Source organism: Tumebacillus flagellatus (assembly GCF_000714935.1).
GTDB classification, from domain to species: Bacteria; Bacillota; Bacilli; order Tumebacillales; family Tumebacillaceae; genus Tumebacillus; species Tumebacillus flagellatus.
This window is the reverse complement of record NZ_JMIR01000009.1, coordinates 68,772-81,607: the sequence shown is the minus strand read 5'-3', so window position 1 is coordinate 81,607 and position 12,836 is coordinate 68,772. Positions and strand designations below refer to the sequence as shown.

Annotated in this window: 16 protein-coding genes; 5 read left to right on the top strand and 11 right to left on the bottom strand. The window is 57.0% G+C overall.

Annotated elements, in window-relative coordinates; translation table 11 throughout:
- Positions 1-93 precede the first annotated feature (93 nt).
- The 3 genes from EL26_RS08240 to EL26_RS08230 all read left to right on the top strand — a co-directional run bounded on the left by EL26_RS08240 (position 94) and on the right by EL26_RS08230 (position 2,978).
- On the top strand, positions 94-1,596 hold the full coding sequence (locus EL26_RS08240; protein WP_038086617.1) for a M36 family metallopeptidase: 1,503 nt from the start codon (positions 94-96) through the stop codon (positions 1,594-1,596).
- A gap of 115 nt (positions 1,597-1,711) precedes the next feature.
- A complete protein-coding gene (locus EL26_RS23600) occupies positions 1,712-2,617 on the top strand; it encodes a class I SAM-dependent methyltransferase (protein ID WP_052036141.1) in 906 nt (301 codons plus the stop codon).
- A 22-nt stretch (positions 2,618-2,639) separates the two neighbouring features.
- Positions 2,640-2,978 carry a hypothetical protein gene (locus EL26_RS08230; protein ID WP_038086614.1) on the top strand — a complete coding sequence of 113 codons (339 nt, stop codon included), beginning with the start codon at positions 2,640-2,642 and terminating at the stop codon, positions 2,976-2,978.
- Between the two features lie 40 nt (positions 2,979-3,018).
- Here the strand turns inward: EL26_RS08230 and EL26_RS08225 are convergent, their stop codons facing one another.
- Together EL26_RS08225 and ylbJ are read right to left on the bottom strand one after the other, a co-directional pair.
- The gene (locus EL26_RS08225) at positions 3,019-4,311 is read right to left on the bottom strand and encodes an NCS2 family permease (protein ID WP_152559211.1); all 1,293 of its coding nucleotides are present in this window, start codon (positions 4,309-4,311) and stop codon (positions 3,019-3,021) included.
- Positions 4,312-4,449: 138 nt separating this feature from the next.
- Positions 4,450-5,676, bottom strand: coding sequence for a sporulation integral membrane protein YlbJ (gene ylbJ / locus EL26_RS08220; protein ID WP_052036140.1), 1,227 nt, complete (start codon positions 5,674-5,676; stop codon positions 4,450-4,452).
- Between the two features lie 154 nt (positions 5,677-5,830).
- Between ylbJ and EL26_RS08215 the strand changes: the two genes are divergently transcribed.
- Positions 5,831-6,157, top strand: a complete 327-nt coding sequence (locus tag EL26_RS08215) for a hypothetical protein (RefSeq protein ID WP_038086605.1) — start codon at positions 5,831-5,833, stop codon at positions 6,155-6,157.
- The gene (locus EL26_RS08210; RefSeq protein WP_052036139.1) at positions 6,154-6,555 is read left to right on the top strand and encodes a hypothetical protein; all 402 of its coding nucleotides are present in this window, start codon (positions 6,154-6,156) and stop codon (positions 6,553-6,555) included. The genes EL26_RS08215 and EL26_RS08210 overlap by 4 nt, the downstream gene beginning before the upstream one ends.
- On the opposite strand, the gene EL26_RS08205 is transcribed toward EL26_RS08210, so the two are convergent.
- The 9 genes from EL26_RS08205 to EL26_RS08165 all read right to left on the bottom strand — a co-directional run bounded on the left by EL26_RS08205 (position 6,552) and on the right by EL26_RS08165 (position 12,826).
- Positions 6,552-7,688, bottom strand: a complete 1,137-nt coding sequence (locus tag EL26_RS08205; protein WP_038086602.1) for a zinc-dependent alcohol dehydrogenase — start codon at positions 7,686-7,688, stop codon at positions 6,552-6,554. The two genes, EL26_RS08210 and EL26_RS08205, sit on opposite strands and share 4 nt — an antisense overlap.
- Positions 7,689-7,700: 12 nt before the next feature.
- Positions 7,701-8,051 carry a spore coat protein gene (locus EL26_RS08200; RefSeq protein WP_038086599.1) on the bottom strand — a complete coding sequence of 117 codons (351 nt, stop codon included), beginning with the start codon at positions 8,049-8,051 and terminating at the stop codon, positions 7,701-7,703.
- A 22-nt stretch (positions 8,052-8,073) separates the two neighbouring features.
- Positions 8,074-8,280 (bottom strand): hypothetical protein, encoded by a 207-nt coding sequence (locus EL26_RS08195; protein WP_038086596.1) that lies wholly within the window; start codon positions 8,278-8,280, stop codon positions 8,074-8,076.
- A 227-nt stretch (positions 8,281-8,507) separates the two neighbouring features.
- Positions 8,508-9,497, bottom strand: a complete 990-nt coding sequence (locus tag EL26_RS08190) for an aromatic ring-hydroxylating oxygenase subunit alpha (protein ID WP_038086593.1) — start codon at positions 9,495-9,497, stop codon at positions 8,508-8,510.
- Between the two features lie 127 nt (positions 9,498-9,624).
- Entirely contained in the window at positions 9,625-10,209 is a 585-nt protein-coding gene (gene clpP / locus EL26_RS08185) for an ATP-dependent Clp endopeptidase proteolytic subunit ClpP (protein WP_038086591.1), read from the bottom strand.
- Between the two features lie 29 nt (positions 10,210-10,238).
- A complete protein-coding gene (locus EL26_RS08180; RefSeq protein ID WP_052036138.1) occupies positions 10,239-11,090 on the bottom strand; it encodes an RNA polymerase sigma factor in 852 nt (283 codons plus the stop codon).
- Between the two features lie 187 nt (positions 11,091-11,277).
- Entirely contained in the window at positions 11,278-11,577 is a 300-nt protein-coding gene (locus tag EL26_RS08175; RefSeq protein ID WP_038086589.1) for a putative quinol monooxygenase, read from the bottom strand.
- A gap of 15 nt (positions 11,578-11,592) precedes the next feature.
- Positions 11,593-12,432 (bottom strand): hypothetical protein, encoded by an 840-nt coding sequence (locus EL26_RS08170; RefSeq protein ID WP_038086587.1) that lies wholly within the window; start codon positions 12,430-12,432, stop codon positions 11,593-11,595.
- A 61-nt stretch (positions 12,433-12,493) separates the two neighbouring features.
- The gene (locus tag EL26_RS08165) at positions 12,494-12,826 is read right to left on the bottom strand and encodes a GNAT family N-acetyltransferase (protein WP_052036137.1); all 333 of its coding nucleotides are present in this window, start codon (positions 12,824-12,826) and stop codon (positions 12,494-12,496) included.
- Between the last annotated feature and the right edge of the window lie 10 nt (positions 12,827-12,836).

Below are 12,836 nucleotides of genomic sequence, written 5' to 3'. Positions count from 1 at the left end.
ACGTGTACTGATGTAATTTTGATAAAAAGTCTTGCAATTTTGTACATAGAGTTGTACGATTATTTACGAAATATAAAAAAGGGAGGCGTCACAATGAAACGCAAATCTTTCCTCACCGCCGCAATCGCAACCGCTGTTATGATGACCACTTTGGTTCCGGCTGCTTTTGCAGAAACCGGCACCCCGTCTGTTGCTCCGGCAGCTCAAAAATCGGTGGATGCACAAACCGCGGCAAGCAACGCTCTGCAAGCACAAGCAGCGAAGTACGGCTTCAAGTCGGACCTCTCTGACCTGCAATACGTAAGCACGGTCAACACCCTGGGCGGCACCGTCGTCCGTTACCAACAAACGGTAAACGGCGCAGAACTGTTCACGCATCAAGTCACAGTCACCCTCGACAACGCGGGACAAGCTCTCCTGATCGCTTCCGACTACGTTCCGAACCTCACCGCTCAACCGGTTTCCAAGAAAATCGGCGAAAACGCGGCTGAACAAAAAGCACTCGCCGCTCTGAACGCTACCGACGCTCCGTCCGCGATGAACTCCCGCGTGTTCGGCTACATCTTCGAAAACGGCCAAGCAGTACCGGCGTACAAAGTCGTCACCCACAGCGGCGAATCCGAAGTGGAATCGTTCGTGCATGCGGAGAACGGCAAAGTTCTCAAGAAGCGCGACCTGCACCAACACGTAAACGGCACCGGTAAAGTCTTCAACCCGAACCCGGTTCGCACCCAAGGCAACGCAACCGGCCTGACCGATAATAATAACAAAGACTCCACGGCGCTGACCAACCAATTGAAATCGGTCACCCTGCAAGGTCTGGACGGCTCCGGCTACCTGAAAGGTCAGTACGTCAACATCACGTCGAAAGTGAACACCTACTCCTCGACCAACACCTTTAACTACACCCGTTCCTCCGGTTCTTTCGAAGACGTGATGGCGTACTACCACATCGACACCGTCCAACGGTACATCCAATCGCTTGGTTTCTTGAACATCAACAACCGTGCGATCTCTGTAAAACCGAACGGCACCACCCAAGACAACTCTTGGTACTCCCCGTCCACCAAGGACCTGACCTTCGGCACCGGCGGCGTTGACGATGCAGAGGATGCAGGCATCATCGCGCACGAGTACGGCCACTCCATCCAAGACAACCAAGTCCCGGGCTTCGGTGCAACCGAAGAAGGCGGCGCGATGGGCGAAGGCTTCGGCGACTTCATGGGCGCAACGTACGAAGATGCGCTCGTTCCGAACACGGCTTTCAAAGCTCTGATCGGCGAGTGGGACGCAACTTCCTACTCTTCCTCCACCCCGCCGACCCTGCGTCGACTGGACACCTCCAAAAAATACCCGACCAACATGGACGGCGAAGTGCATGACGACGGCGAGATCTGGTCGCACGGCGAATACGACATGGCGCAGGCATTCGGCCGTGACGTGGCAACCAAAATCATCTTGCAATCGCACTTCTCCCTCACCCCGAACTCCGGGTTCAAGGACGGCGTTGCAGCGATCAAAGCGGCTGACCAAGCGCTGTACGGCGGCTCCCACCTGTCCCAAATCACCTCGATCTGGGCAGCTCGCGGCCTGTAAGTTTTTTGAACATGACGAAAAGACTGCTTTCCTTCGGGGAGGCAGTCTTTTTTTCATTTACAAAATCTACTATTCTTGGTAAGATGTTGGAACCTGTTTGCGAGGAGGTTTTTTCGTGAGCGAGTTTCGTTGGGTGCAATCGATTGAAAGTTTGGAAGCTTCGCGCCGCTGGCGGTTTCGTCCGGAATGGCGGACGCAGTTGATGGCGTACATGCAGTTGACGCCGGGCATGCGCGTGTTGGAAGTCGGCTGCGGGCCGGGGACGTTTGCTCCCTATCTCGCGCAAGGGTTGACGCCGGGCGGCTCGGTGACAGGGTTGGACCTCGACCCGCGTTTTGTGCAACGTGCGCAGGAGAACGCGGCGCGGGAAGGTCTGCAAGACGTGGAGTATGTGGTCGGCAGCGCGTATGAGCTGCCGTTTGCAGACGGGAGTTTTGACGCGGTGACGTCGTACACGGGCATCGGCGTGCTGACCGACCCGCAGAAAGCCGTGGCGGAGATGATCCGCGTCTGCCGCCCCGGCGGTTCGATTTCCGTGATCGAAGCGGTCACGGGCCGCACGGGGATCGTGTTTGACGGCGTAAATGTACTGCCGGAGTTTGAGAGTTATCCGGGAGCCGCTCGGTATCGCGAACTGCGGGAGTCTGTGGAAACGTGGGCGGCGGAACATCTCGTCCCGCGCGGTACGATCGGCAGTGAAAAATTTCCGGCTCCTGCACTGCTGGCGCTCCTGGGGTCTTTTGGGTTGGAAGGTTTGCAGTTGAACGCGTGGGGCTACTGCCACGCGCCGGACGATGCCCGGTACGCGCAAGAACGGCAGGCGTTGCGAACGGCGCAGTATGAAGCGGAGCGCCAAGCGCTGGAAGAATTGCGCGGGCGGGAGAACTTCGTGCTGACGTCGACGGAGCTTGAGGAACTGCAGTCCCTCTCCCTCGCCCGCCACCGCTGGATCTTGGAGAACCCGCTCTATGATTGGGAAGCGGGCATCTCCTTGGTGGCGGCCGCGCGCAAACCCAGTTAACTTGTAGGAGTGTGGATGGAAGATGACGAATATGGCGATGTACTTTCAAGCGCCGCTCATGATCTTTGCTCTGGCGTGCATCGTGCTGGTCCTCAGTTTGCTCGGCAAAGGGCCTCGGAAAAAACTGACCTGCACGCCCTGCCAGCATACGTTTGAAACGGAAGATGCGATGCCGAAGCGCTACTGCGGCGACTGCAATTCGCAATACAAAGTCGAAGTGGTCCGCAAAACATCCGCCGCCCGTTTCGTCGGGCTGATCGCGTTCTTCGTTCTGCTGGCGTTCGTGATTTGGAACGCCTACGGTCAGTGGCAAGAATGGCAGGAGATCGTCAAACACCTCCCGCCGAATCCGCGTTCTTGAATGAAAAAGGCTCTTCCTCAACAGAGGAAGAGCCTTTGTCTTACACACCCAACGCATTCAAGACCAAGTTCACCAAAAACAGTCCGGCGATGATGACCACCGGCAAGCGGATTTCCTTGGTGCGGCCCAGTGCGAGTTTGAGCACCGGGTACGCGATGAATCCGAAAGCGATGCCGTCCGCGATGCTGTACGTCAGCGGAATCAGCGCGATGATCAGGAACGACGGGAAGCCCTCGGTGATGTCGTGAAACTTCACGCGGGTCACGTTTTGGATCATCAGCCCGCCGATCACGATCAACACCGGCGCAATCGCGCAGCCCGGGATCATCTGAATGAACGGCAGGAAGAACAGCGACACCAAAAACAGCACGCCGGCCGTCAACGCGGTCAGTCCGGTCTTGCCGCCCGCCGCCAACCCTGCCGCGTTCTCGACGGTGGTGACCGTCGGACTCGTGCCGAAGAAGCCGGACGAGATCACCGAAATCGCGTTGGATTGGAACGATCGCTTAAACTTCTCCTCCGGCACGAAACCGCTCAGAATCCCCATGTTCTCAAACACGAGGATCATCGTCAGCGAGAACGTCGCCATCCAGAACGACAGCGAGCCGATCTTGCCGAACGAAAGCGCCCCGATCACCGAGAATCCGTCCAGAATCGAAGCGGACGACGCCGCCGACGATTGACCCGGATGCACCAGCCCAAACGCCCAGCCCAGCCCCGTGCCGACCAAGATCGACAGCAGAAACGCGCCCTTGACGTTGCGGAAGAACAACACCAACGTGATCACCAGCGTCAAGATCGTGACCAACGCTTCCGGCGAACTCAAGTGACCCATCTGGACGAACGTCGTGGAGCTCGGCGCGACGATCGAACCCTTCTGCAACCCGATGAAGGTCAGCAGAATGCCGATGCCCACCGTGATCGCTTCTTTGAGCGATTGCGGGATCGCGTCCGACAGCCAGCCGGCCAAACGCGTGAACGCCGTGATCGCGAACAGCACGCCCGACAGGAACACCGCCGCCAACCCTTCTTGCCACGAGAGCCCCATCGAATTTACGATGGTATACACGAAAAACGCGTTGACTCCCATGCCCGGCACCAGCATCAACGGCGCGTTCGCATAGAAGCCCATCAGCAGGCATCCAAAACACGCCGTCAACACGGTCGCAAGCACCCCGCCCGCCAGCGGAATTCCGGCATCGGCGAGAATCGCAGAGTTGACCGCTACGATATATACAATGGTGAAGAACGACGTCATGCCTGCCAACACTTCGGTTTTCAACGTGGTTTCGTGTTCACGCAACCTAAACACCCGTTGAAACAAGTTTAGCAACATACTCCTTCTCCTCTAGTTCATAACCCTCGACCCACCCGTGCAATGCAGTGTACCCGAAATCTGTACAAAGATCCACGATGACATTTTAGCACAGCTTAGGCAAGGGGTAAACAGAAAACAACTCGACGCATGCGATCAGAAAATCCGAAGCCTCGAAAGAACTTTCACCGCACCCGCCATCAGCACAAACCCGCCGATCACCAACCCGATCAACCCCAAGTGCCAGCCGTACAGGAACGCCCATCCCGAATCCACCGCCGGCTGCGGCAACGGTGCAAAAACGGAAACGGCCTCATCCGTCCTCACCGCCGCCCCGCGCAACGGCTCCCACAGGAAAAACGCCAGCACGGCGGCGAGCACCGCGTGGACGATCTTATAGAGGAAGTACGGTTTGTAGCGAATGTCGGTCGGCGCGATGATCGAAGCGACCTGCATGTGCACGGAAATCCCGCCCCACGCGACCAGCGCGGACGCGACGACGATCTTCGATTTCATGTCCGGTCCGACAGCGTCGGCGATCGCGCGCATGCTCTGCGTCACTTCCAAAAACCCGACGACAAACGAATGCGCCAGCGCTTGGGGCAAGTGCAGCATCGAGAGCGTCCACGCCAGCGGCGCGGTCAACAGGTCCGACAACGACCCCGTGGAAACAAACCGAATCACCACGGAAAAAACGATCATAAACGCCCCGATGCCAAACAGCGTCTGAAACGCGTTGGTCACCGCATCGGAGAGCAATTCCATCATCCGGCGTTTCTCTTGGATCTGCGCTTCGTGCATGCGGTGGAACGCGCGCAGGAGCAGGGATTTTTTCTGATCCTTGACCGGGGCGGAGCTTTCACCGCGCGGCTCGTGAAAGCGCAGCAGGAACCCCAGCAGAATCGCGCCGGCAAAATTCGCCGCGGCGATCACCACGCCAAGCGTCGCATCTTGAAACACGCCGACGGAGATCGCCACCAAGATAAACATCGGGTCGGCCGTGCTGGCGATGCAAAGCAAGCGCTCGCCCTCCGGACGCGTCACCAACTTCTCGCTGCGCAGGAGTGCCGCCAACCGCGCGCCGACCGGATACGACGAGATAAAGCCCATCGCCATCGCGAACCCGCCCGAGCCCGGCACGCGAAACAACGGGCGCATGATCGGCTCCAAGAGCACGCCCAAGAAATGCACGATGCCAAGCCCGACCATGAATTCAGACAGCACCAAGACCGGAAACACCGCAGGGAAGACGATGTCCCACCAGATCTTCAAACCTTGCAATCCCGCTTCAAACACCAACTGCAAATTGCCCACCATCATCAAAGCCAAGAGCAGCAAGAGACCTGCCCACACGCTGTTTCGAAACAAGGCTGCGACTCTCATCTTGAAACCCCCACGCCCACGTCTTCGAACTCAATCAATGAATTTTATGCGCGATGGGGCCGCAGACAGAACAAGCCTCCGGTTGTCCGTTCGTACCGCGTCCTTTTTCATACGAAGAGGCAAAAAGGGAAAACGTACCTCTAAGGAGGGGGAGATGTCAGATGGTGATCGCACTGCTTTTTTTCATCTCGTGGCTGTTGCTCGCTGTTCTGTCCCCCCCCTCGTGCGGTTGGTGCCCTTGCTGTGCGTCGACAGCTTTCTCCTCCGGAAAAAACCCCTCCTTCGAGCCGCCTTGCTGATCGGCTACGGATGGGTGATGTGGGGCATCGAAGCCCTTTGCGTTCACTTCCAATCGTTTACGTTCCCACACTGGGATCTGATCGACAGTTTGGTGACCTACTATCTCTACCTGCTGCTCGATGCTCTCTTGCTGATCTGGTTCCGGTTGACCTTCTCCAAGAGCGAGGTGCAGGTGCCGTGAACGTGTTTGCCATCGAGAAGTTTGACGAGAACGAATGGTTTCTCCACATCGGCTTGACGGTCGTCTACCTCGTGCTCTGGTTGACGCCCAAACGCCTTCCGTCGCAAATCGTGCTGCTGTTGTGCGTGTGGTCGTTTACGGTGTCAAAGTTTTATGACTTCACGTTTGGCGGAGGGTCGTTAGATTATTACGATGTGAACGATTCGCCCAGGTATTGCTTGATGGACTTGGCCACCTACTTTTTCTACGCGCCGTTTGGGTATTTTTTTATCGCGCTGTATGAGCGGTGGGAGATTCGCGGACTGCGGACGGTCTTCTACATTCTGGGATGGTCGGCCGTGGCGGTCGGCATCGAGTTCGTGATGGACTTCTTCCACGTCATCACGTACAAGCTTTAGGGTTTGAGGACGACTTTGATGCAACCCTCTGTTCGTTCGTCGAACATGGTGTATCCCTTGGAAGCTTCCGAGAGCGGCAAGACGTGGGAGACGACCGTTCCCGGGTCGACTTTGCCTGATGCCACCAATTCGTACATCTTCGGCATGATCGGGATGACAGGCGCTTGGCCAGTGGTCAGCGTGACGTTGCGGTTCATGATGTCGCCGAGCGGGAAGCCGTTGTAACGGGTTCCGTACACACCGGTGACTTGGATCGTGCCTCCCTTGCGCACCGCTTGGGTGGCGATGACGAGCGCTCCCATCGTGCCGCCTTGCATCTTCAAAGCGGTGGCGACCAGTTCGAGCGGCGAGTATTTGCCGTCCATCCCGACGCAATCGATGACGACGTCCGCGCCGCCCTTGGTGATTTCTTTGAGGTGGTTGCCGATGTTGGCTTCCTGTTCAAGGGAGACGATCTCGACGTTGTTGGTGCGTTTGGCGTGTTGCAGGCGGTAGTCCACGTAGTCGACGGCGATGACGCGTTTGGCGCCTTTGAGCCAGCAGAATTTCTGCGCGAAGAGACCGACAGGGCCGCAGCCGAGCACGATGACGGTGTCGCCGTTTTTGACGCCGGCATTGTCGACCGACCAGTACGCGGTGGACAGGGCATCCGCGATGACCGACAGATGTTCATGCGGGACTTCGTTGCTCTCCGGAACTTTAAACGGCGTGAAGTTTCCGTACGGAACGCGCATGTACTCCGCTTGGCCGCCGGGATACCCGCCAAACGTTTCGGAATAGCCGAAGTACGCTCCTGAATCGCCGTGCGGGTTCGAGTTGTCGCATTGGGAGGTCAGGTCATGGTTGCAGTACCAGCAATTGCCGCACGCGACGTTGAACGGGACGATGACGAGGTCGCCTTTTTTGACTTTCGTGACCTCGGGTCCGACTTCTTCGACGATTCCGACCGGTTCGTGCCCGATGATGTAGCCTCTCGGAAAGTTTGCCACCAATCCGTGCACCAGATGCAAATCGGACCCGCAAATCGCCGAGGAGGTGATGCGAACGATGACGTCATCCGATTTTTCCAACTTCGGATCGGGAACGTCCTTGACTTCCACGGTTTTCATGCCTTGGTAAGTAACGGCCTTCATGGGGGCTCCTCCTTATGCCTGCATATCCGGGTTCGCGCGTTCGAACTTCTCCGGCCACAGTTTCAAGTTGGCAATTTTCAGCACAGCGGTGGCGCTGGTTTGATCGAGTTGGAACTGGGTGTTCGGATCATAGGGATGCAACCAGCCTTTGCTCATCATCAGTTGAGAAATCTGCTCGTGCAGGAGGACCGCTTGGTCGAGATGTTTGCGGACGACCGCTTTGGCTTCCGGGTTGCCGATTTCCGTGACGGCGATGGAGAGGTTGCGCACGCCGGTTTTCGCGGTGAGGAGGAAATCCATGGCAACGGTCGGATCGGCGAGGGGCAACAAGTCCATGTAATTTGCGAGATCGTCGGTTTGCATGTGTGCCTCACCTCATCAAGGGTTATTGGAATTTGGTAGTGCCGAGGATCGCTTGCAGTTCTTGCAGTTGGAGAATAGAAGCGGCAACGTCTTGCTCCAGCAACGTCCGCAACTCTTCGTCGCGAACCAAACCTTGCATCATCTTGGATTTCAGGGTGCACACGGTTTTGAAGTTCAGGAGTTCGTGGATCTCCATCGCTTCGTGAACGGCCAAATAGGATTGAGCCATCGGGTTCACCTTCCTCTTTCCTTGTTAAACTCCACGGGTGGTAGTTTTACCCTTGGGAATGAGGTTCATGTACAGCAAAAAAAGAGCACGCCGCAATCGGGCATGCTCTTGGCACTCTCAATATACGTCGTGCGTCTCTTTGGGCAACGCGCCCAATTCGTAGAGGATGCGGGCGTCGCTGTTTTCGCACCACATCTCTCATGAACGAATACCTGATATTTCCACACTCACCTTTGCGATTCCTTCACGTGCACTCTCGCCTCGTCCCCTGTCAAAAACTCAAACCACCGTTGCCGAAACCGCACTTGCGGTGCGTCTGCGGCGACGTGCGCTTCCATGCGCAACGCTTCCGGGATCGGGCGCGGGTGTTGGCTTTCGACGATCGCTTGGTCTTCTTGCAGCACTTTGTTGCTGTAACGTCCAAACAGCAGGTTCATGCCCGGGATCCTTTTGGCAAACGTCCGTCCCGCCAAACCGAACAACGCCGTCTCTTCGCGGTCGACGGGCGTGAACGTGACGTATTGGATAAATTGGTTTTTCCCCGGCGATGAGGGCTTGAGGATCCAGTGTTGCGGGTAGAGGTATTCCAGCAAACCGCCGCCGTTGCGGATCTTGATCGAATCCCCCTCGGCGGTGAATTCCAAGTTTGCGATTTCCGCGGCCAAGGAGCGGCCGATTGTTTTTTTATGAACGAACGCGAGGTGTGCCACGTCGAGGACGCTCTCGACCGCCCGCGTCACGTGTGCCTGCCACGTGGTACCAAACGGAGTCAGCACAAAGTTCGGGTCGGACAGCTCCGGGAAGAGCTGCAGATTCGGAAGAGTTTGGCCCGCGTGCAGGCGTTCCGGATAGACCCAGATCAACTGCGCCTGCTCCATGACGGGAAACGCGGCGTTGTGCGCAAACTCCGGGATCGGACGGTTCGGTTGCGACGGAATCGAGAGGCATTGACCGTCTCCTGCGAATTCCCAGCCGTGATAGGGGCATTGCAGCGCGCCTCCTTGGCACGCTCCCAGCGACAGGTCGGCGCCGCGATGCGGGCAATAGGCTTGGACACAGCGGACTTGCCCGTTGTCGTCACGAAAGAGGACGAAGTCTCGGCCCGCGAGTTTGCGCTTCATGGGCTTGTTTTGGAGATCGCGCGACCAGGCGACGGCGTACCATTGGAGCGGGAACACCGTTTCGTCGCTGGGGAAGCTTTCCGGTTTGTGAGACATGCAGTTCACCCTTTCTTATCAAATGTTTGTACAAATATTATACATGACAACCAGGCATTATGTGCACCCTCACATAAAAAAAACAGCCGCTCCTGCACTGGCGGGGAGCGGCTGTCCGTTTGCGGTTTTAGGTGAGCACGTTGTCGATGAGGCCGTACTCTTTGGCTTCGTCGGCGGAGAGGAAGAAGTCGCGGTCGGTGTCCCGTTCGATTTTTTCCAGAGGTTGGCCGGTGTGGGCCGCGAGGACTTCGTTGATTTTTCGCTTGGACTTTAAGATCCAGTCGGCGTGAATCTGGATATCGGTCGCCTGCCCGCGGATGCCCCCGCCGAAGTTGTGCGGCTGGTGGATCATCACTTCGCTGTTCGGCAAAGCGAAGCGCTTGCCCTTGGTGCCGGCGGTGAGCAGCAGCGCGCCAAAACTTGCCGCCATGCCGACACAGATCGTGGAGACATCCGGTTTGATCAGCTTCATCGTGTCGTAGATCGCGAACCCGGCGGTGACGGAGCCGCCGGGGGAATTGATGTAGACCTGAATGTCCTTGGTCGGGTCGTCGCTGGCGAGAAACAGCAGTTGCGCGATCACGGAGTTGGCGAGTTGGTCGTCGATTGGGGAGCCGATCAAGACGATGCGGTCTTTCAACAAGCGGGAAAAAATATCATAGGAACGTTCGCCGCGAGTGGTCTGTTCGATAACGTACGGCATGAGGTTCATAGCCGCTCCACCTCCAAGGGGGTTGAGAATTAGGCGCAGAGCAGAAGTAGCGCCGGTTGGGTTTTGCGCGCGCGCGGGCGCAGGTTGGGATTGAAATTTGTGTTGGTGATACCGTGAAGATTCGTGTTGGCAGTTCCATTTGCGCTTGCGTGTTCGTTGCCAATGCCGTTGGCTTGTGCTGTTCCGTTGACTTTGCTGTGCCGGTTTTGAGCCCAAAGGGTATTGAGCGCGTGCACCGGATGGATGACGTTGTTTTGCGCGAGCGCCACGAGACCTGCGGCGTTGGCCGTGCGGAACGCTTCGAGGTACGCATTGAGCGTGGCTTTCTGAGCTTGGCGTTCCGCTTGGGTTTGATCCAGCTCTGCATGCTCATCGTCCTGCACGCTCGCGAGATTGCGTCTCGCGCGGTGGAGCAGCGATTTGACCGCCCCCTCCGTGGTGCCGATCATGCCCGCGACTTCGAGGTTGGAGTACTCAAACACGTCGCGCAGCAGCAAAACGGCCGTCTGCAACGGGGAGAGCGCCTGCAGCAAACGCCCCATCGCGTCGAGCAGCAAAGTCGGGTCTTGGAAGACGCTGGTGCCAAGGGCGTTTTTTTCAACGTCGTCCGTGTGCTGCGCCTCTTCCGTCAACGAACATACCTTCGAACGATTGCGCTTGCGGCACTTGTCGATCCACGCATTCTTGGCGATGCGAAACAGCAGCGCCCGATGGTTCTCATGCGGACGCTGCAACTGCGCCCACGCCTTCAAAAACGTATCCTGCACCAAGTCTTCCGCCTCCCATCGCGACCCTGTCAGCTTCTGACAGTACCGCAGCAACACGGGCCGGGCGGTTTCGAGCTGCTGTTCCAAAACGGGAGTGTGTGGCTGGATGGACATTGTGATCGCCTCCTTTGAGACGGTTCTATTTAGAAAACGAACGGGAAGCTCGAAAAGATACGGGGGTACGGGGAAGTTGTGTCATTTCTATTCTTACATACCAACGGTTGGGAGCGCGAGGGAAATGAAAAAAAGCGCCAGAGCCTGTGAGGTCTGACGCCGCTTGCCTTTTCTGTTCCGAAATCGATTAGAGCCCCTTGCCGCCAACCGGAACCAAGGGAATTTGCTCGATTCCCGCTATGTAAGGCCTTGCTTGCTGAATCAACGACTGCGTGGCCTCCAACTTGAGGGAATCCGCATGAGCCGCTGCGTCTCTCCAGACTTCGGTGACCCAGATCGTATCGGGTTCCGTCTCCGAGACGTTGACGATGTACACCTGGCAGCCTTCCACGTGATTCATCGAGTCCGCCGCGTCGACCAACAAGCGGACGAGTTCGTCGCGAGTTCCGGCTTGCGTCGTGAATTTCACATACATTCCATAAGCCATCAAGCATCCTCCTGTTTACTCTTCGTTTTCAATATATTGATCGACGACTTTCTTGCCCTCGCCGTCAAAAGCCACGCAATCAAATCCAGCCGGCAACTTGTCAAATTCGTCGTCGTACTCTTTGCTTGGGTACGTGGCGAAAAAGTTCGAGAATTTGCTTCTCTTCGGCGGGCCGGGACGAACCGTGACCATATAGGCGATGTTTTCTCCATCGTCGATGGTCATCGTTTTTACTTTGCTTTCCACCAAGCGTTCATGTGCGCCATTGGCCGTTTTGGTGATCGGGGCCAAGTTGCGCATGTCGTTCCCCGGTCCGCCCACGTTGTCGTTGAGGAGATGCCCCTGCACCATGTAACTCGTCCAGTAGGGAGTGTTCGACGGCGGGTACCAATCCGGTTTCACCGACGGAGCGGAGCCCACCGGCATGTGGTTCCAGTCCACGATCTCGGCGTACATGCTCGTGCCGTACCCGAGATCGCAAAGAGCGCCGAAGGAAACGGTTCCGCCCATTTTGTCGTCGTCTTCGTCATTGCGGGTTAACTTCCCGGCAGGATTCTCGCTGATGTCTTCCGGGTCGTCAACCACATACCCTTTGTTCGCGGCAACGCCGTTGCGGATCAACATCTGCGCGGGCGGTTGTTCGGACGTTTGCTGTTGGCTTCGCATCCCCGCCAACATCCGTTGCACGGCTTGGTTGCCGAGGGCGCGTTGCAATTGCATGACCCGCGCCGGGGTCAAGGACGCTGGATTTTGCAACGCCCGCTGCAAGATCGGCGCAGAGGATTCACCCCCGACACGGCGGTCGGCTGTCGTGCGGGACTTACTAGGTTTCCCGGTTTTCTGAACATGGCGCATGGAGCATCCTCCTCACCTTTCCTGTTTCTAGTATAACATGGTTATGTGAAGAGTTATTTTTTTAGTAAAACAGCTTTTTCGCCAACCGATAGCAAGGGTCTCCCATGGAGTTCGGTTCCTCCCCGAGCACTTCCATTCCCGATTTTAAGTAAAAACGCTTCGCTCTCTCGTTTCCGACGTCCACTTTCAATTGATACTCTGCCATCCCGAGCCTGCGGAAAAAGGACTCCGCGTAGTCCCACATCTGCTGGCTGATGCCTTGTCCGCGGAGTTCGGGAACGAGGTACATGATGCTGACGTATCCTACTTCCCTCCCCTCGACCTGCTTGACTTGCAGTTCCAACTGTCCTGCAGCGGCGCCCTCGTAGTGAGCGAGTACATAAGGCCCCTCCATTCTTCATCAT

Coding starts and splice junctions, on each gene's coding strand:
- clpP (WP_038086591.1), bottom strand. CDS start 10,209: ATGAACCTCATGCCGTACGTTATCGAACAGACCACTCGCGGCGAACGT.
- EL26_RS08170 (WP_038086587.1), bottom strand. CDS start 12,432: ATGCGCCATGTTCAGAAAACCGGGAAACCTAGTAAGTCCCGCACGACA.
- EL26_RS08180 (WP_052036138.1), bottom strand. CDS start 11,090: ATGTCCATCCAGCCACACACTCCCGTTTTGGAACAGCAGCTCGAAACC.
- EL26_RS08175 (WP_038086589.1), bottom strand. CDS start 11,577: ATGGCTTATGGAATGTATGTGAAATTCACGACGCAAGCCGGAACTCGC.
- EL26_RS08165 (WP_052036137.1), bottom strand. CDS start 12,826: ATGGAGGGGCCTTATGTACTCGCTCACTACGAGGGCGCCGCTGCAGGA.
- EL26_RS08205 (WP_038086602.1), bottom strand. CDS start 7,688: ATGAAGGCCGTTACTTACCAAGGCATGAAAACCGTGGAAGTCAAGGAC.
- EL26_RS08240 (WP_038086617.1), top strand. CDS start 94: ATGAAACGCAAATCTTTCCTCACCGCCGCAATCGCAACCGCTGTTATG.
- EL26_RS08215 (WP_038086605.1), top strand. CDS start 5,831: ATGTCAGATGGTGATCGCACTGCTTTTTTTCATCTCGTGGCTGTTGCT.
- EL26_RS08230 (WP_038086614.1), top strand. CDS start 2,640: ATGACGAATATGGCGATGTACTTTCAAGCGCCGCTCATGATCTTTGCT.
- EL26_RS08195 (WP_038086596.1), bottom strand. CDS start 8,280: ATGGCTCAATCCTATTTGGCCGTTCACGAAGCGATGGAGATCCACGAA.
- EL26_RS08190 (WP_038086593.1), bottom strand. CDS start 9,497: ATGTCTCACAAACCGGAAAGCTTCCCCAGCGACGAAACGGTGTTCCCG.
- EL26_RS08200 (WP_038086599.1), bottom strand. CDS start 8,051: ATGCAAACCGACGATCTCGCAAATTACATGGACTTGTTGCCCCTCGCC.
- ylbJ (WP_052036140.1), bottom strand. CDS start 5,676: ATGAGAGTCGCAGCCTTGTTTCGAAACAGCGTGTGGGCAGGTCTCTTG.